10 protein-coding genes are annotated in these 19,123 nt (G+C 49.1%); 5 read left to right on the forward strand and 5 right to left on the reverse strand.

Annotation, left to right across the window (positions count from 1 at the left end; genetic code table 11):
- Positions 1–32: 32 nt before the first annotated feature.
- The 3 genes from CSR02_RS05330 to arfB form a co-directional block, all read right to left on the reverse strand.
- Positions 33–8,498, reverse strand: coding sequence for a GH36-type glycosyl hydrolase domain-containing protein (locus CSR02_RS05330; protein WP_244176801.1), 8,466 nt, complete (start codon positions 8,496–8,498; stop codon positions 33–35).
- A 135-nt stretch (positions 8,499–8,633) separates the two neighbouring features.
- Complete coding sequence (locus CSR02_RS05335; protein ID WP_143225544.1) at positions 8,634–8,837, reverse strand: hypothetical protein; 204 nt, start codon at positions 8,835–8,837, stop codon at positions 8,634–8,636.
- A gap of 243 nt (positions 8,838–9,080) precedes the next feature.
- On the reverse strand, positions 9,081–9,503 hold the full coding sequence (gene arfB, locus CSR02_RS05340) for an alternative ribosome rescue aminoacyl-tRNA hydrolase ArfB (protein ID WP_042787421.1): 423 nt from the start codon (positions 9,501–9,503) through the stop codon (positions 9,081–9,083).
- Positions 9,504–9,673: 170 nt separating this feature from the next.
- Here arfB and katE point away from each other — a divergent pair, with 170 nt between their 5' ends.
- Positions 9,674–11,809, forward strand: a complete 2,136-nt coding sequence (katE, locus tag CSR02_RS05345; RefSeq protein ID WP_099540831.1) for a catalase — start codon at positions 9,674–9,676, stop codon at positions 11,807–11,809.
- Positions 11,810–11,819: 10 nt separating this feature from the next.
- On the opposite strand, the gene CSR02_RS05350 is transcribed toward katE, so the two are convergent.
- Entirely contained in the window at positions 11,820–12,176 is a 357-nt protein-coding gene (locus tag CSR02_RS05350; protein ID WP_042787213.1) for a winged helix-turn-helix transcriptional regulator, read from the reverse strand.
- 113 nt (positions 12,177–12,289) lie between these two features.
- On the opposite strand from CSR02_RS05350, the gene CSR02_RS05355 reads away from it, so the two are divergent.
- On the forward strand, positions 12,290–13,426 hold the full coding sequence (locus CSR02_RS05355) for an alkene reductase (protein WP_042787214.1): 1,137 nt from the start codon (positions 12,290–12,292) through the stop codon (positions 13,424–13,426).
- The gene (locus CSR02_RS05360; RefSeq protein WP_099540832.1) at positions 13,423–14,793 is read left to right on the forward strand and encodes an NAD-dependent succinate-semialdehyde dehydrogenase; all 1,371 of its coding nucleotides are present in this window, start codon (positions 13,423–13,425) and stop codon (positions 14,791–14,793) included. Before CSR02_RS05355 ends, CSR02_RS05360 begins: the two co-directional genes overlap by 4 nt.
- Positions 14,794–14,917: 124 nt before the next feature.
- On the opposite strand, the gene CSR02_RS05365 is transcribed toward CSR02_RS05360, so the two are convergent.
- Positions 14,918–16,108, reverse strand: a complete 1,191-nt coding sequence (locus CSR02_RS05365; RefSeq protein WP_099540833.1) for a lipase family protein — start codon at positions 16,106–16,108, stop codon at positions 14,918–14,920.
- Between the two features lie 229 nt (positions 16,109–16,337).
- On the opposite strand from CSR02_RS05365, the gene CSR02_RS05370 reads away from it, so the two are divergent.
- Entirely contained in the window at positions 16,338–16,892 is a 555-nt protein-coding gene (locus tag CSR02_RS05370) for a TetR/AcrR family transcriptional regulator (RefSeq protein ID WP_042787217.1), read from the forward strand.
- A gap of 55 nt (positions 16,893–16,947) precedes the next feature.
- Positions 16,948–19,110 (forward strand): squalene--hopene cyclase, encoded by a 2,163-nt coding sequence (shc, locus tag CSR02_RS05375; protein WP_099540834.1) that lies wholly within the window; start codon positions 16,948–16,950, stop codon positions 19,108–19,110.
- Positions 19,111–19,123 lie beyond the last annotated feature (13 nt).

The following is a 19,123-nucleotide window of genomic DNA, read 5'->3' on the forward strand; positions in this document are numbered from 1 at the left end:
GCAGATGTATTCGTTCCTTGTTTATCAGATATTCAGGAACCAAGGATCACTTCTACTTTATGCACAGCGCCATCATCTTTCATGCACAGTTCATGCAGTGTGGAGCTTTGCACACCATCTACGGTTATTTTTCTTACACCGCGGCAAACATGATCCGGATTTTTAACCGCAATAATATAACGCGCTGTTTTCCATTGCAGTGTAACCTCAAATTCCGGCCAATGCTGCGGAATACACGGATCTATCAAGAGCTTGTCAGCCTGCACACGCACACCAAGAATGGTCTCGCTTCCCACACGCTGCATCCAGCCACCAGAACCCGTGTACCATGACCATCCTCCACGCCCAACATGTGGGGCTTCGGAATAAATATCTGCAGCAACAACATAGGGTTCCAGTTTGTAACGGATGGCACGTTCCGGTGTCTGGCTATGTGTTATCGGGTTAAGCATATGAAACAATGTTTGCGCCAGATTGCCATCCCCCAAAGCCGCAATGGCCATAACGGTCCATAAGGCCGCATGTGTGTACTGCCCGCCGTTTTCCCGGATACCTGGCGGATACCCACGGATATAGCCAGGATCTGGCATGGCTTTATCAAACGGTGGCGTCAACACAAGGATCAGCCCATCCTGATGCCGTACCAGCTTATGAATGGCAGAACGCATGGCATGATTGGCTCTTTCGGGAGAGGCTGCACCAGAAAGAACTGACCATGATTGAGAAATGGCATCTATCTGGCATTCTGGCATGGTGTGAGTGCCCAGCGGCGTGCCATCATCAAAATAAGCCCGCAAGTACCAATCACCATCCCATGCGTGCTCCAGGGCCTTGGCAAGTTTACGTGCATGGTGGTGCCATTTATCTGCACGCATAGTCTCATTACGGGCGCGTGCTATAGGGATAAACGTGACAAGCGTGGTGTAAAGAAACCAGCCAAGCCACACACTTTCTCCATGGCCCTGTTCCCCCACACGGTTCATACCATCGTTCCAGTCCCCCGTGCCCATCAGGGGCAGACCATGCACACCGACCGCAAGGCTATGATCAAGCGCACGCGCACAATGCTCGAAAAGTGAGGCGCTTTCTGATGACTGTGCAGGCACCATAAAATTGTCGTGCTGTGTTATCGGTAACGGAGGGGCTTCCAGAAAACCGATGTTTTCATTCAGAACAGCGTGATCCCCCGTGGTGGTAACATAATGCGCAACCGTATAGGCAAGCCATGTGCAATCATCCGAAATATGGGTGCGCACACCGGCCCCTGTTTGCGGAAGCCACCAATGCTGCACATCACCTTCCACAAATTGGCGGGATGCCGCACGCACAAGGTGTTCACGCACCAAATCAGGACAGGGTAGGGCGAGGGCCATGCCATCCTGTAACTGATCTCTGAAACCATAAGCCCCACTCGCCTGGTAAAATCCTGACCGAGCGCGTACGCGACTGGAGAGTGTTTGATACAGTAGCCAGCCATTCAGCATGATATCCATGCTCCGGTCTGGTGTTTTTACCTGAATGGAACCACAGATATGACTCCATTGCTGTTTGACTGCATCCAGCACATCATCCAGATCCATAGTGCGGTAGCGAACAATTAATTTTCTGGCTTCATCCTCGTTTTCAGCTTCTCCTAGCAGGAACACAATTTCCACGCGTCCATCAGCAGGTAGGGAAACAAGTGTTTGCAGCATGCCACACGGATCAAGCCCGGCACCGGTGCTGCCATGTGCTGTTTCTGCCAGAGTAAGGGCATATGGGCTATCAAGATTACCATTTCGGCCAATAAAGGCTGTACGGTCTCCAGAACATGCGGTGACGTAACCACCAATATCTATAAAGGCAACGTGGTTGCCATACACCGCGCTCCAGCGGTTACGCGCAAACAGTGCATTCGTAACCTCATCTCTTTCCGTGGTAATAAAAGATGCCGTTTTGGCGCGGGCCGTACCAAGCACCCATTCAACATACCCGGTAAGAGAAAGAGTGCGGGCATGCCCAGAAAGATTATGAAGTTGAAGCCGCGAGATTTTTATTGAATCTTTTACCGGCATATATTGCAAAAGAGTGCTGGATATACCGTGGGCTATCCGATCATAACGTGTATAGCCACGCCCATGGCGCGCAACGTAAGTTGCATCTCCATCGCGCCGCACAACAGCCGTGGGGCTCCATAATACCCGACTGTCTTCATCTCGCAGGTAAAAAATTTCTCCTGACTGGTTACTGACAGGATCATTTGACCACGGCGTAATTTGGTGTTCTCGGCTATTTAATGTCCATGTATGGCTACTGCCCTCAGCCGAAGCCAAAAAACCGGCCGCATCATTGGCAATAACGTTTACCCAGGGGGCGGGAGTTGTATGGCCAGGGGCCAGCACAACCGTATATTCCTGCCCATTATCGGAAAATCCACCATAACCGTTAAAAAATTCCAGTTCAGGAATATCCGGCACCTTAAATGCCGTGGATGCAAAAATATGCGGTGTTTGGAGGAGAACAGATTTTTGAGGTGTGGCCTCATCGGCCTGATCAAGCTGTTCTGCCAGCCCTCTATCAGCGGAAAGAACAACACGAGCTGCTGCCAGAACAAGATTTTTAACGGAAGCAGAAATAATATCTGTTCGTAAAATAGAAATAGAACCGGCACCGGTTGCGATCTTGGGCATGGCGCGAACAAGATTTTCAAGAGTATTTTGTAAATCCTGCAAATAAGAGGCAGGGTGTTCATTAAGCAGAACAAGATCCACCGCCACCAGTTTCAGCCGCAAGTATTCATGCGCCAGCAAAACCTGGCGGATAATATCTGTATCTGGTGTATCGGTTATCCGTAAAACCACTATGGGCAGATCACCAGAGATCCCTTGCTCCCATAACGTTGGCTGTGCCGCCATGCCTTGCATAATGGTTGCAGACGGCGCCCGTAACGCTGCATTGGCAAACAGTACATGGCCTGCCAGACGTTGAAACAGATCAGCTTCGGAAGGAGTAATATCAAAATGCCGAAACTGGATCTGTGCCTGCGTCCATGCCAATGTACGCACGCGGTCCAGCGCGGTATCATCCTGGTGCACTTCAATCAGATTTTCCAGTTTTTCGCGTGTGGGGGCAACCATTGTCCAGAATGACATACGAGCTGTTGCACCGGCTTTGATGCTGATGCGGCTACGTATGGCAAAGCAGGGATCAAGCACTGTTCCTGTTTGGCCGGATAATTGCGCCTTTCCCAACAATGCGGCAGGAAAGCGCGCCGTATGGCCCCGCCCGATAAACTGCGCGCGGTTTGTTTCCACTGTAATGGGTGTTGTGCAGACCGCTACATGGGCCACCCAGATTTCTGGATCATCTGGGGTGCGGCGCCTGCGTGTGGCTATAAGAGCCTTGGACTGGGGTAGGTAATCCGTTTGCACAAACAGCTTGGTAAAGGCTGGGTGCGCAATATCGGCATCTGGTGCCAGCAAAGCCAGTTCTGCATAAGATGTAATGTCTATTTCAACGGTATCGTAGCCCCCATTAAAAAGGGTCAGGTAACGTACATCCGCATCATCTTCCGCAGAAACCATCACTTCCACGGTTGTTGTCAGAATACCATCGCGCCGGGTGAACTCTGCACGATCTTCATGAAAAACGGATACATAATCATCCGGCTCTTCCCCACAGGGTTGAATGCCAGCAGACCACACTTTCCCTGTTTTTACATTTTTCAAATAGAAATAAGAGCCAAAATTATCCAGCGTAGGGTCTTCTCGCCACCGTGTAATGGCCTGTCCACCCCACATTGTATAACCGGAGCCTGCTGCTGTCAGCATAACTGTATATCGGCCATTGGAAAGAAGATGCGTAACAGGTGCTGGCGTGTAATCTGTACCGTAATATCGGCCAGATGCCGTTTGTGGTAATTCCGAACGCGGGAGCGGATATTCTTCTATCGGCAAGGGGCGCGCAACTGCGCCTGTACGTGGTGCACGTTCCTGCAACAGTAACTCGGCCGATGCGATAACAGGATCATCATGAAAGCGCTTTCTCATAATGCCATCCAGAACCGCATCTGCTACGGAAAGAATAGACATGCCTTGGTGATGCGCCATATAGGCCCGGACAATAGCCATGTCCTGCCCATCGGGCACGCGCTCTGGCGTATAGTCCAGTGCTTCATAAAATCCATAACGGCCATGTGCGCCGGTTCTTTCCAGAATAAAAAGATTGGCAACGGCTTTTTGCGGATCCACCATAGAGGCAAGCAAGGTGGCATAGGGCGCCACAACTTTATCCTGCCCGAGGCCGCGCTTTAACCCCAAACCGGGAATGCCAAAGTTTGAATATTGATATGTGTAATCTACATCCCGCACATTATAGGCAGATTCCGAAATGCCCCACGGAATGTTATGAGATTGCCCATAAGCAATCTGGCGCTGCACAATAAGGGCATTTGTTTGCTGCAGCAGGCTGCCGATTGGAGCACGCATGACCAAAGAAGGCATGAGATACTCAAACATTGAGCCAGACCAAGAAACCAGTGCAGCACCACTGCCAGCAGACGTAAGAGCACGCCCAAGGCGAAACCAGTCCCGCGCTGGAATATCACCTTTTGCAATGGCAAAAAAGACAGCCAGGCGAGATTCTGAAGCTAGGAGATCGTAGCAGTTACTATCGGGTGTATCTTCTGTGACCACAAACCCTATAGATAAAAGTTTACGTGCCGGATCCCGCAAAAAGGCAAAATCCATGCCATAAGCAAGGGCCGTTGCCTTGTTCTGAAGTCTTTTCAGGCGGCTTTCAAAGGTTACGATATGTGTAGCCTCAAAATCTTTCAGATGGCTTTCAAGCGCCTTGAGAGGAGCTATAGACCAAAAATGCGGATCTGAAGATGTTTGCGCGGGAAGGGATATTGCGGAATAAAGATGCGTAGCATGCTCCGCTATAGTGCGTGCCTGTTTGATCTGTATTTGCAAATTGGTTGCCGTTTTTACTTCAGGCGCAGCGAGAATAGATGTTTTTAGCTTAGCCAATGCGCGAATAAGAACTTTTTGCTGCTTTGTGTTTTGTAACCGCTCACCATTACGAAAAGTAAGATCGGTTATGGCAAGGGTAATGGCATCTGCGATACCCTCGCGCCACATGGAAGGCTTGGGTGTATCTGTCATCCATTCCTGGCAGGCATGTGCCACAGCAACAAGATGGCCCGCAAAGTTACCACTATCTACTGTGGAAACATATAAAGGGGCCAATGGCTCCAGATCTGCCGTACTATACCAGTTATATAAATGGCCTCGGTATTTTGATAGTTTTTCCAAGGTCTCAAAAGTATTTTCAAGTCTTTCTATTGTATCAGCCAGACCATTCCAGCCAAAATCATAGGCGCTGGCTGTGCACAGAAGATAAAGCCCTATATTTGTTGGGGATGTTCGTCTGGCTACAATAGGGGCTGGGTCTTCCTGAAAATTGTCTGGCGGAAGCATGTTGTCATCTGCTGTGACAAACTCTTCAAAAAAGCGCCATGTATTCCGCGCTGTTAGGCGCAATGTACGGATATCTGTACGAGATGGCCGAGATTGTGCTGTTAAAACAGCAGCCCGGCTTGTCCATAACCCTACGGCTGGAGAAAACACCCATAAAACAGCCAGTGGACCAATAAAGATCAGGTTACCCATATCTTGCAGCGCCACTTGCCCCAGAAGAAGTATGGCAATAAGCGGGGCAGGGAGCATTTTTAGATAATATTGGAACAGACCAGATTGTAAGAGATCTGCGGTTTGAGCTGCAGGAACCCACTGCAGCAGATAACGCCTTGTAATAAAAACACGCACAAAAGTACGGGCAATGGCATCTCCCAACAAACATGCCTGATGCGCCAGAAATGTGAGATTAAGGGCTGCCATAACAACCGCATTGGCAAAGGAATCTCCTAATATACTAAAATAACTACGAAAACTTATCCATTCCCGACGGGGCACAATGTCTGGAATAACAGGCAGAAATGCAGGAAGTGCCATGATGAGGATAATAAAGAGTGTCCAGATACCTGCATCATTTGGCAATAAAATCCAGCTGATAATCAGAGCCAGAAAAGTGAAAGGTGCACACAAGGTTCTGCGCAGGTTGTCCATCATTTTCCATCGCGCAATTCCAGATAAGCTATTGCGAGGAGAGGGCGTGCGAAATATGCCTGAAACAATCCATGGCAGAAGTTGCCAGTCCCCCCGTGTCCAGCGATGCAACCGTTGTGATGCAACCAGGTAATCTGTCGGAAATTCCTCTATCACCTCAATATCAGAAACCAGGCCAGCACGGGCAAAAATGCCTTCAAACAGATCGTGGCTTAATAGCGTTGCTTCTGGCACACGCCCGGCCAAAGCGGCTTCAAACGCGTCTATTTCATAAATACCTTTTCCTGCATAAGAGCCTTCACCAAACATGTCCTGATAAAGATCTGATATGGCGGATGAATAGGCATCTATACCGCTTGATGTTGAAAAAATACGTTGAAACAGCGTGCTCTGGTGCCCGATGGGAAGCGAGGGTGTAACGCGCGGTTGCAGAATGGCATAACCTTGCCGCACGCGCCCGGTTTGGGCATCAAACTGCGGGGCATTAAGTGGATGTGCCAGCTTGCCAACCAGTTTTTTAACCGTTTCAAGCGGCAGGCGTGTATCAGCATCCAGTGTGACAATATATTTAACACACTGGGGAATGTTCTGGCAGCATTCTGCCAGAAATGTGGTATCGGATGCACCACGTAAAAGACGGTTCAGCTCATGCAGTTTCCCTCTTTTTCGTTCCCATCCCATCCAGACGCCTTCGCTCTCACTCCAGACTCTGCGCCGGTGAAGGAGAAGAAATCTGTTACCATCGGGCACAGAACCATACTTTTTATTAAGGTGGAGAATACCCTTTAGGGCTAGTTGAAAAAGAGCATCATCTTCTGGGGCCGTAGGCTCTGCATAATCACGCCAATCTGTCAGAAGGGCAAAGTAAACGCTGCTATCATGGGTTGCCAGATAGTGAATTTCCAACCGGGAAAGAAGTTCATTAACTGTATTTTTGTTCGTAAGAAGTGCTGGAATAACCACCATTGTACGCAATTTAACCGGAATATCCCCCAGCAGTTCCAAGCCAGGTAATATGGTGGCCTTGGTGGCGCGTAAGGTAACCCAGTTGATACATGCAATAGCCGTTTCGGATACAGGCAGAAATGCCAGAATTGTCACCAAAAAAACCCACGGAAACCAAGTATTTTGCCGCAGGGAAAGCCACACAGGGCCAAGTAGAAATATAAAAGCAAATATCAAAACAGCTATGGCATAGCCTGTAATGCCACTTTGACAGAAAAGTTGAGCCAGTTTTCTGGATAGTTTGGGCCGGAAGCCTATATGGGCCTCCAGCATGGCACGCCCTTCCATAACCAGATAGTAACCGGGATCATGCTGACGCAAATCAGCAGAATGTGTGGATGAGGCATTTTGCGCAAAAAAAACAGCCTGTTTGGCAATATCAATTTCGTCTGCATTGCTGCCAAAGGCAAGATCTTCTATTGCTTTTCGGTAAAGGTCTCGGCTGGCAAAATCGGCTGATGTAAAACTTGCATATTCTGCAAATACTTTATCAATCAGACACACCTGTTCAAAAATTTCTGTCCAATCAGATTCAGAAATATGTCGTAAACTGGTGATGATATTACGAATGGTAGCGTTAAATGCCCCTTGTTTTTGCAGATATTCCTGAATACCTTGTTCAATATTTGTATTTTTATCTTCCAGACGTTGTTCCAGCCATACAAGAACCGGATCTTTTTCTGGGTCCATGCCTCTTAAACGATGTGCAAGTTGTGCTGTAAATGCAGGCGTAATAATATTAGGATTTACTTTGGACAATATGGCAGATATTGCCGTAATATCGTTCTTGCGGGCATATGTCAGTTGCTCAACCAATACATCAGCCGTTTGCTGGCTTATGTGGCTCTCTATAATTGCACTTACAACACGCCGCAGGTTTTCTATAAGCACAATGCGTAAAGTAATGGGTACAGCCCAAAGCTCTCCTATTGTAAGGGGAGAAACCGTTTGGTAGGCCAGTAAAAACCTGCGTAAGAAATCCGGTTGAAGGTAACTGTCTGTATGGGCAACAAAAGCCCATGTAATGCCAAAAACGCGCGGTAAATTCACAAAAGGGCCATTCGCAAGCTTAGGCAGGCGTGTATAATATCCAATAGGCAGATTTAGGCTTATCTCTCTAATCTGCATATCAATAAGTGCATAGTTATCTGCCAGCCACTGGGCAGCTGGGGGCAGTTGGCGGCCTCTTTGGCTTGCCTTTGTTACTGTTTCGTTGGCGGCGGCAAGAAACGCAGCATTTTCGGCCAGTCGGCGTTTAAGGGGTTGGCCACGCCGGTTATACTTTGCGGGTATAATACCCTGCGCCGCCGCCAAGCTTTTGGCATGTGCCTCCAGACGTTCAATACCGAAAATTTCGCTCTTTATCGGGTAGGGATCTTCCTGCATGTTGATGTGCGCATGCATCCCAAACACACGATGCAAAAATGAACGACCTGTCTTTTTGAGGGGAGTATTTAAAGATTGCTTTGTATACATGCACTCAATCCCCAATAAATAAAGACAAGGTAAAAGATGTCTTTATTATTTTCTGAACAGGCTTTTTCTTGTTTTCACAGTGGTAGTAAAATATTTTTTATCCAACAAATTATGGGGTTTTATCGTCTTATCCGGTTCTGTCCGGGTATCCCGTTCCATAATTTTTTCAGGAACATTGTTTTGTTCCACCTGTTTTTTAGTCTGCAAAGAAACAGGTAGGGCATGATGATTTGTAAAAGGGACACGCATTTTCATTCTCCAGCCAAGAGGAAATGCCAGCAGACATTCAAGCTGCTTTTTGCGAGACTTTGTAAAAAGAAAAGGCAAGAAACTGGAGAGATAGAATATAACTCTACCTTCCAGATATTGAGTGGCTATTAAACGCCGATGCAGACAAAATGTTCCTGCACGAAGGGCATCTTAAAGTATCAAATTTGGAAAATAATTTTTAATACAAAAATCAGGGTGATCTATATCGGTTATAATTCGTTATTAGTCATCAAGCCGAACAGACCGTCCTTGTTTAATACGCGCTCGGTGTGCCTTGCCTTGCAACCGCCTCTGACGTGCAGCTCTACTGGGGCGAGTGGCAACACGAAAAGCCGGGCGATGCGCGGCTTCACGTATCAAGGCGGCCAGTCGTTCCACAGCATCCTCTCTGTTTCGCTGCTGCGTGCGAAAGCGCCGTGCAGTAATAACAATCACACCCTCACGCGTGGCACGGCTGCCCGCCAGTTCCAGTAAGCGTGTCCGCACACGTTCTGGAAGCGACGTGGAACGCGCTGCATCAAACCGTAACTGGGCCGCTGTTGCAACTTTGTTGACATTTTGCCCCCCAGGGCCAGATGCCAGGATATAGGTGATTTCCAGTTCGGAATCAGCCAAAGAGATGGTGGGAAGAATAGAAATTGCCATGCTCAAAACATAACACATTTTGTGCCTGTGTGTCTGTGCCGTGGCGTTGAAACTATTCGGCATTTCATACGTATAAATTTGAATACGGGGAGCGACGAAACCTTAGAGACGCACGATTTGAAAGAGAGACAAGGGCGACGCTCCTGCCGAATAATGGCGAGGGGGAGAACATGGCGGCTAAAAAAAATATACCAAACAAGCCTGCAACAAACGGTTTAAAGGCAGATTCCGATAAAATTGAACCAAGCTATACAGAACAACAAGGAAATGGGGGAGAAACCCACCAGAAAGCAGGGGAAAAGGTTGCAACCCTTACATCTGCCCAAGGTATTCCCATAGCAGATAACCAGAATACTCTACGTTATGGTGCGCGTGGGCCAGCCCTGCTGGAAGATTTTCATTTTCGGGAAAAGATTTTTCATTTTGATCATGAGCGGATCCCCGAACGCGTTGTGCATGCACGTGGCTATGGGGCACATGGTTATTTTGAGCTTACAGAGAGCCTGCAGGATATTACCCGTGCCGCCATTTTTCAAAACGTAGGGGAACGCACACCTGCTTTTGTGCGGTTTTCCACGGTTGCTGGCTCCAAAGGTTCATTTGACGTTGCGCGTGATGTACGCGGATTTGCCGTTAAACTTTATACCAAGGAAGGTAACTGGGATCTGGTTGGCAACAACATTCCAGTATTTTTCATTCAGGATGCCATCAAGTTTCCCGATATGGTGCATGCCGTAAAACCCGCACCAGACCGAGATTTTCCACAGGCACAATCAGCCCATGATAATTTCTGGGATTTTATCTCACTCACGCCAGAAAGCTTTCACATGATCATGTGGGTTATGTCTGATCGGGGCATTCCACGCTCCTTCCGTTTTATGGAAGGGTTTGGCGTGCATACATTCCGTTTTCTGGACAACAATGACCGCTCCACTTTTGTAAAATTTCACTGGAAACCCAAACAGGGCCTGCAATCTGTGGTCTGGAATGAAGCTGTGAAAATCAATGGTGCAGATCCTGATTTTCATCGTCGGGATCTGTGGAATGCGATTACCAGCGGAGATTTTCCCGAATGGGAATTGGGCGTGCAGCTTTTTGATGAAGACTTTGCCGAAAAGTTTGACTTTGATGTGCTAGACCCCACCAAACTTATACCAGAAGAGCTGGTGCCTATCAGAAAAGTGGGGCGGCTCGTACTGGACCGCGTTGTGGATAATTTTTTTGCTGAAACAGAGCAGGTTGCATTCTGCACGCAGAATGTTCCGCCCGGTATTGATTTTTCAAACGATCCATTATTGCAGGGGCGCAATTTCTCTTATCTGGATACGCAAATAAAGCGCCTTGGCAGCCCCAATTTTACGCATATTCCTATTAACGCACCCAAATGCCCGATGGCCCATTTTCAGCAAGATGGGCATATGGCCATGCGTAACCCTGTAGGCCGCGCCAATTATGAACCAAACAGTTGGGGTGCTGCCGGTGGCCCACGTGAAAATCCAGAGCAGGGATTTCGGAGTTTTGCAAGTGATGAAACCGGCCCCAAACGGCGGCTTCGCCCTGAAAGCTTCGCAGACCACTATAGCCAACCCCGCCAGTTTTATATCAGCCAGACACCGATTGAGCAGAAACATATAGCAGACGCCATTACATTTGAGCTGAGCAAGGTGGAACGGCCCGATATCCGCTCCCGCGTTGTATCACACCTGCTGCATATTGATGAGAATTTGGCAACAACAGTAGCAGATGGTCTTGGTTTGCCATTGCCTCAGCCAGCCTTGGCAACACAACCTACACGCACTGATCTTCTGCCTTCCGATGCGCTCAGTATCATTAAAAATGGACCAAAGAAGTTTGCTGGCCGAAAAATGGGTATTTTGGCAACAGATGGCGTAGATGCAAATCTTTTTGCCGCGCTTATTGCCGCCATCAAGGCAGAAAAAGCCGATTATGAAGTGGTCGCCCCTAAAATTGGAGGCATTACACTCTCCGATGGCACCAAGGTTGCAGCGCAGCAGAAAATAGATGGTGGGCCATCGGTCCTTTACGATGCGGTAGCTATTCTTGCCTCCAAAGAGGGTTCAAAAGAGTTGGCCAGTATTCCTGCGGCCAAGGATTTTCTGAGTGACGCTTTCACACACTGCAAATTTATTGGCTATTCTCCAGAAGTCTGCACCTTCTTTAAAAAGGTGGGGTTGGCAGACAATATGGATAAAGGCTGCATCAAGCTGGATGACAAAAACGCTGTCAGCGCATTTGTCAAAACCTGCGGGAATATCCGCTTCTGGCAACGGGAAAAACTGGATTAAGCAGAGAAATCTATTCTTTTTCTGGCTTCAGACTATGGGCATATTTATCACCCCATGTTTTTAAGGCATGGATGACCGGCTTGAGGGTTTGCCCCAAGTCGGTCAGTTCATATTCTACCCGTGGAGGCACTTCAGGAAAAACGGTGCGAGAAATCAGCCCATCAGCCTCCAATTCCCGTAACTGATTGGTCAGCATACGTTGTGTTACGTTTGGCATACGGCGGCGAAATTCACTAAATCTCAGCACACCATCTTCAAACAGATGGTAAAGAATAAGCGCCTTCCACTTCCCACCAAATAATTCAAGCGTGGCTTCCACAGTACAACCAGGGCTGCATGTCAATGTGGTGTGACGAATACGGGGCATGGTATCATTCCTGACACTATCGGCTATTTATGTGCGTTCTTGCTTCTTTAATCTAATAGGCCAATGTTTACAGGCAGACCAGATAGCATTTCTGCTTCTAAACAAGGTTTATCATGACTGCATCTTACCTTTTTAACCCTGTAACATTGGGGGATTTGCCCCTTGAAAACCGTATTTTTCTGCCACCATTAACGCGCTGCCGTAGTACCCAGCCGGGTGATATTCCCAATGCGCTTATGGCGGAATATTATGCCCAGCGCACGCAGGCAGGTTTTTTGATTACTGAAGGTACGCAGATTGAACCGCGCGGGCAGGGCTATGCCTGGACACCCGGAATCTATTCTCCAGAACAGATTGCTGGGTGGAAGCTGGTTACGCATGCCGTGCATGAAAAAAAGCGGCCCATTTTTGCCCAGCTTTGGCATGTTGGGCGTGTTTCTCATCATTTGTTGCAGCCGCATCATCAATTACCTGTTGCGCCTTCGGCCGTAGCGGCAACGGGGGTAAATGTTTTTATTCCCACCGGGCCAGGTACCGGAAAACTTGTGCCGCCTGATACTCCGCGTGCCCTGACTATTCCAGAAATTCATGAACTGGTGGAACTTTATGCGCAAGCCGCCAGAAACGCGCTGGAAGCCGGGTTTGATGGTGTGGAAATCCATGCTGCCAATGGGTATCTGATCAATCAGTTTATTTCGGAACAGGCCAATTTCCGAACCGATGCCTATGGAGGATCACTTTCCAACCGTCTAAGATTTTTGCGTGAAGTGGTAGAGGCTGTTTCCGCCGTCGTCTCGCCAGAAAGACTGGGGGTTAGGTTTTCTCCGCTATTCAGTACAACAACAGAAGCGCGTGTTTATCTGGGCCTGCTGGAAAGCAACCCGGCAGAAACCTACACACAAGCTGTGAGCGTTCTGGCAGAAGCCGGTATCGCGTATCTTTCTCTGGCTGAAGCAGACTGGGATAACGCGCCAGACATGCCAGATTCATTTCGTGCCAGTGTCAGGAACATCTTTCCAGGCCGTATTCTATGTGCTGGTCGCTACAACAAAGCCAAAGCAGACCATGTTCTCCGCAACGGGTGGGCAGATATGATCGGGTTTGGCCGCAAATTCATCGCCAATCCCGATCTGCCAGAGCGGCTCAAGCATGGGTGGCCTCTTAACGCCATTGATCCGACAACCATGTATGGCGGTGGCGCGCATGGATATACCGATTATCCTTTTTATCATCAGGAAACAGAAAAATGATTCTATATCAGACAATTAACCCAACAACCGAAGCTGTTGAACGCACGTTTGACCTTCATACGCCCGAACAGATGAAGGCCATTGTAGATCGGGCAGAGCATATCTGGCGCACAGATTGGAAAAAACGCAGTATTGCTGAGCGCAAGATCATTATGTCCAAAGCAGCGGATCTGTTACGCCAAGATCGGCAGGTTCATGCCCGTTTGATTGCCACGGAAATGGGCAAGGCGCTGCCAGATGCGTTGGAAGAAATTGATATCACTGCAGATATTCTTTCGTTCTATGCTGATGGTGCTGAAGAGTTTCTGGCCCCCACACCACTTAAGGTGAAAAAAGGCCATGCAAAAATCATCAATCAGCCGCTTGGTGTTATTTATTGCATCGAACCTTGGAATTTCCCCTATTATCAACTGGCACGTGTGGCCGGGCCTAATCTGATGGCTGGCAATGTGGTTATTGCCAAACATGCCCCCAATGTGCCGCAATGTGCGCTGGCATTCGAAAAACTATTTCATGATGCCGGGGCGCCAGCTGGTGTTTATACAAATATCTTTCTCAGCAATGATCAATCTGCCGAACTGATCAAGGATGGCCGTATCCGTGGTGTGGCCCTAACAGGGAGCGAACGGGCAGGGCAAACTGTTGCCGCAGAAGCTGGTGCTGCGCTCAAGAAAGACACGATGGAACTTGGGGGTAGTGATGCCTTTATTGTGTTGGATGATGCTGATCTGGAGCTTGCCATCAAATGGGCCACATGGGGCCGATTTGCCAATAACGGGCAGGTATGCACGGCTGCCAAGCGCATGATTGTGCATGAAACCCTTTATGATGCTTTTCTGGACGGGATCAAAAAGGCCATTACACAGTTCCGGATTGGAGACCCGCTGGCAGAAGGTACAACACATGGACCCATGAGCAGCAAGCGTGCGCTGGATCTGGTGCTTGAACAGATTGATGAAGCCGTAAAAGCGGGTGCCACACTGGTTGCAGGAGGCAAGCGGATCAATCGTAAAGGGTTCTTTATGGAACCAACTATCCTGACCCATGTGCAAAAAGATAATCCTGTTTTTTATCAGGAAATCTTTGGCCCGGTTGCGGTTATCCATAAAGTTGCTTCCGAGCAGGAAGCTATTGATCTGGCAAATGATTCTCCATATGGGCTCGGTGGGTCTGTGTTCTCGCGCAATATCACACGGGCAGAAAAGGTGGCTGAGCAAATAGAAACGGGCATGATGTTTATTAACACGGCCACGGCAGCTGCCCCGGAATTACCTTTTGGGGGCATTAAAAACTCTGGCTTTGGGCGGGAGCTTTCGTTCCTGGGCATTAAAGAATTTATTAATCGCAAACTGATTCGTGTCAGCTAACCCATGCGTGCCATTCCGCTTTCTGCCCATATATTGAAGGAACGGTAACACTTTGTAAGGAAGGAAAAACCAATAGAAACGGCTTTTCCTTCCTTAACGTGGGCTGAAATATATGTGGAAGATTTTATTCCGGTAAGGGAGTGCATTGCGGCGTTATGGTTTGGCCATTCATAACCGCTTGGGTAAATGTAGCTGAATCTGGCAAGGATGCGTTTACTGTCTGATCATGGTTCAGACCTTTATAAACATGAGCCTGCACAACTGTACCTGCCGCACAGGCTGCTTTTACAAGCCCGAACTGAAGCGGAGGAGGTACATCCCTATCAAGCTCACCTATGCCAACAAACAACGGTTGAGGCAGTTTCATGGTCGGATAATTCATCCCGGCCAGAGCAGGAGCAAGATATTTTGCAAAGTCGGGTTGAAGTGAATTTTTAAAATTCAGGCCGTCTTTCTTAACCTTATCAGTCAATTCATACACGCATAAACTGGCCGCAGCCTGATAGGCTGGCATGGCTTTAGCTGTAAAAACGCTTTCTGGCCTAAAATGCGTATCATATCCGGCAAGCCCCTGCGCCAGATACAATGCATAAACCATAACTGGGTTATATGGCGCATTGGTCGGATCTGGAGCCGTTGCCATTTGTTTCAACAATTCAGGCGTAATATATGGTGCTCCTGTGGCCACAGTGCCTCTAATATTCAGCTCCGGCGCATAGCTGGGTGCAAAAGCCGCCGAGGCAAAAGCCGCGCCGCCTCCCTGAGACTGGCCAACAATCATAATTTTATTCTGCAAATTTGGCACAGAAGCCAAAGCAGCCTTCACACCATCTAACAGGCTGTAAGCCTCTACGCGCGTGTTGAGGTAAGGGTGCACGCCCGGAGTACCTAACCCCTGATAATCTGTGCCCACCACGGCAAAACCACGCTTCATCCATTCAGCCAGGTAATGCCGGTTTCGTTCACTCCACGGATTATTAGAGGGCGCGCAATGGTCTGCCACACCCACCGTACCATGCGCCCACGCCACAATAGGCCACCCACCAGTCGGCGGCTGACCTGCCGGCAAAATAACTTCTGCTGTAACCGGAACCAGACCATTGCCCGTAATACCGTTGGTGGAAAGATAGGTAATGCGCAACGCATGCCCGGCATCCGGTAACGAAAAAGCATCTGGCAAAGGTTGGGATGACACAAGTGCACCTGCTGTACCAGCTAGCAGGGCCGGTGCTGCAAAGGCGCTAGCACTTACATCTGCCAGACAAAAACCAGCAAGCAAGCAGGAAATACGAGAAACAGAACGGAAAAAACGCAAAAGGAACCCTTTCTCAGGCTATAGGTCTTTTGTTGGACCACCCGATAAAACATGAGAAAATGATATCAAGAGCATGAATGTTTATCATGTCGTTAAAGTTATTTTTTGCGTTTTCAAAACCCGCTTCTGCTATTCTAAAAACGCATCCGTGCATTCCAATATGACAGTTGCATGAGAGCGGAGCCTATTTTAATTCCATCCAGACGGATTGAAATTAAAAGGATGGTGCATGGGTCGCCGCAGAACCATAGATCGGGAAAGCGTTCTGGATAGTGCGGAACAGCTTGTGCAAAAGGGTGGTGCAACCGCGTTAACGCTGGATGCCGTGGCCAAGGCTGCCGGTATTACCAAAGGTGGCCTGCAATACTGCTTTGGTAACAAGGATGACCTGATTACCGCCATGATTGACCGCTGGATAGCGGCTTTTGATCTGGAAATAGAAAAACATGCAGGCCCCAAGGCTTCTCTGGCGGAGCGGGCGCGTGCCTATGTTATGGCCTGCCGCCAGATAGATGCTGCTACACAGGCCAGAATGGTGGGTATGCTGATTACTTTATTGCAATCTCCCAAATATCTAAACCGGATACGAGAATGGTACGCTGGCTGGTTTGGAGATTGCAACGAGACATCGGAAGACGCACGACAGGCACGTACGGCAATTTTTGCCGCTGAAGGGGCTTTTCTTTTAAGGAGCTTCGGCTTTATCGCTATGGATCAGTCTGGATGGGATTCAGTGTTTACAGATTGCCTGCGGCTTATTACGCCCCAGACAGAAACACCATGACTGATACAACAGGAACCAATGAGTCTTTTATGATATTTCGCGCAGGTATGACAAAATGAATATGGCAAGCCGTTTTTCATTAAAGAAGATTTTGCGTTCTAATTCAGATACTCAGGAAACGGACGTTAATACGCTCATCCAATCCGGAAATATGGATATTGCGCGTTCAAACCCTGCGCCACAGGCTCCGGCAGATCTGTCGGCTATCAAGGCAATGGGGAACAGCCTGACGCACACAATTTCTTCTGCCTGCGAATGGTTGATGAAGCAGCAAAAGCCAGATGGGCACTGGGTAGGGCCTGTTGCCTCCAATGCCTCCATGGAAGCCGAATGGTGCTTGGCGCTGTGGTTTTTAGGGCTGGAAGATCATCCGCTGCGGCCTCGTCTGGGCAAGGCTTTGTTAGAAATGCAGCGGCCAGATGGCTCCTGGGGCACGTATTATGGTGCAGGCAACGGTGATATTAACGCCACTGTGGAATCTTACGCAGCCCTGAGATCCTTGGGCTATGCAGAGAATGACCCTGCCGTTAGCAAAGCTGCTGCGTGGATTATCAGCAAAGGCGGGTTGAAGAATGTGCGTGTGTTCACCCGCTACTGGCTGGCCCTGATTGGGGAATGGCCGTGGGAAAAAACCCCCAATCTTCCGCCAGAAATTATCTGGTTCCCCGATAACTTTGTTTTTTCCATTTATAATTTTGCACAATGGGCGCGCGCCACCATGATGCCGCTGGCTATTTTGTCAGCACGTCGGCCCTCTCGCCCTTTGCGCCCCCAAGATCGACTGGATGCGCTTTTTCCCGGTGGGCGGGAAAACTTTGATTATGAACTGCCGACCAAAGAGGGCAGGGATGTTATTGCTGATTTCTTCCGCCTGGCAGATAAAGGGCTGCATTGGCTCCAGTCCTCTTTCCTAAAGCGTGCGCCTTCGCGGGAAGCGGCGATCAAATACGTGCTGGAATGGATTATCTGGCATCAGGATGCAGATGGTGGCTGGGGCGGTATTCAGCCCCCATGGGTGTACGGGCTGATGGCCCTGCATGGTGAGGGCTATCAATTCCATCACCCAGTTATGGCAAAGGCGCTGGATGGGCTGAATGACCCCGGCTGGCGGCATGATAAGGGCGATGCAAGCTGGATTCAGGCCACCAACAGCCCGGTCTGGGATACCATGCTGTCCCTTATGGCCCTGCATGATGCCAATGCCGAAGAACGCTTTACACCAGAAATGGACAAGGCACTGGATTGGCTGCTTTCCCGCCAGGTACGTGTGAAAGGGGATTGGTCTGTTAAGCTCCCCAACACGGAACCCGGCGGCTGGGCTTTTGAATATGCCAATGATAGATACCCAGATACGGATGATACTGCCGTTGCACTCATTGCCTTAGCACCCTGCCGCAACCGGCCAGAATGGCAGGCCAAAGGCGTAGAAGCCGCCATTGGCCGTGGTGTACGTTGGCTTGTGGCCATGCAAAGTTCCTGCGGTGGCTGGGGTGCTTTTGATAAGGACAATAACAAAAGCATTCTTGCCAAAATTCCCTTCTGTGATTTTGGGGAGGCGCTTGATCCTCCTTCAGTGGACGTAACGGCACATGTTCTGGAAGCTTTTGGCCTCTTGGGCTTGCCGCGTGATCTGCCCTGTATTCAGCGGGGGTTGGCTTATATCCGCAAGGAGCAGGACCCCACAGGGCCGTGGTTTGGCCGGTGGGGCGTAAACTACCTGTATGGCACAGGGGCCGTTCTGCCCGCTCTTGCCGCCATTGGCGAGGATATGACGCAACCCTACATTTCCAAGGCGTGTGACTGGCTGATTAACTGCCAGCAGGAAAATGGTGGATGGGGTGAAAGTTGCGCATCCTATATGGAAGTGTCTTCCATTGGGCATGGCACCACAACACCATCCCAGACAGCGTGGGCACTTATGGGGCTGATAGCCGCCAACCGCCCGCAGGATTATGATGCCATAGCCAAAGGATGCCGTTACCTGATTGATTTGCAGGAAGAAGACGGCAGCTGGAATGAGAAGGAATTCACCGGCACGGGTTTCCCCGGTTATGGTGTGGGCCAGACCATCAAGCTGGATGATCCGGCCATTTCCAAGCGTTTGATGCAGGGAGCAGAGCTTTCTCGCGCTTTTATGCTGCGTTATGATCTCTATCGGCAGCTTTTTCCGATTATCGCACTTAGCCGTGCTTCCCATTTGATCAAGATTGGGACCTAACGCGTTTTGCAGA

This window comes from Acetobacter pomorum, from assembly GCF_002738225.1.
Lineage (GTDB): Bacteria > Pseudomonadota > Alphaproteobacteria > Acetobacterales > Acetobacteraceae > Acetobacter > Acetobacter pomorum.

What these genes read in the sequence shown, in the direction of transcription:
- arfB (WP_042787421.1), bottom strand. Translation starts at nt 9,503, where the DNA reads ATGGCAATTTCTATTCTTCCCACCATCTCTTTGGCTGATTCCGAACTG.
- CSR02_RS05330 (WP_244176801.1), bottom strand. Translation starts at nt 8,498, where the DNA reads ATGCAGGAAGATCCCTACCCGATAAAGAGCGAAATTTTCGGTATTGAA.
- katE (WP_099540831.1), top strand. Translation starts at nt 9,674, where the DNA reads ATGGCGGCTAAAAAAAATATACCAAACAAGCCTGCAACAAACGGTTTA.
- CSR02_RS05360 (WP_099540832.1), top strand. Translation starts at nt 13,423, where the DNA reads ATGATTCTATATCAGACAATTAACCCAACAACCGAAGCTGTTGAACGC.
- CSR02_RS05355 (WP_042787214.1), top strand. Translation starts at nt 12,290, where the DNA reads ATGACTGCATCTTACCTTTTTAACCCTGTAACATTGGGGGATTTGCCC.
- CSR02_RS05335 (WP_143225544.1), bottom strand. Translation starts at nt 8,837, where the DNA reads ATGCGTGTCCCTTTTACAAATCATCATGCCCTACCTGTTTCTTTGCAG.
- CSR02_RS05370 (WP_042787217.1), top strand. Translation starts at nt 16,338, where the DNA reads ATGGGTCGCCGCAGAACCATAGATCGGGAAAGCGTTCTGGATAGTGCG.
- CSR02_RS05350 (WP_042787213.1), bottom strand. Translation starts at nt 12,176, where the DNA reads ATGCCCCGTATTCGTCACACCACATTGACATGCAGCCCTGGTTGTACT.
- shc (WP_099540834.1), top strand. Translation starts at nt 16,948, where the DNA reads ATGAATATGGCAAGCCGTTTTTCATTAAAGAAGATTTTGCGTTCTAAT.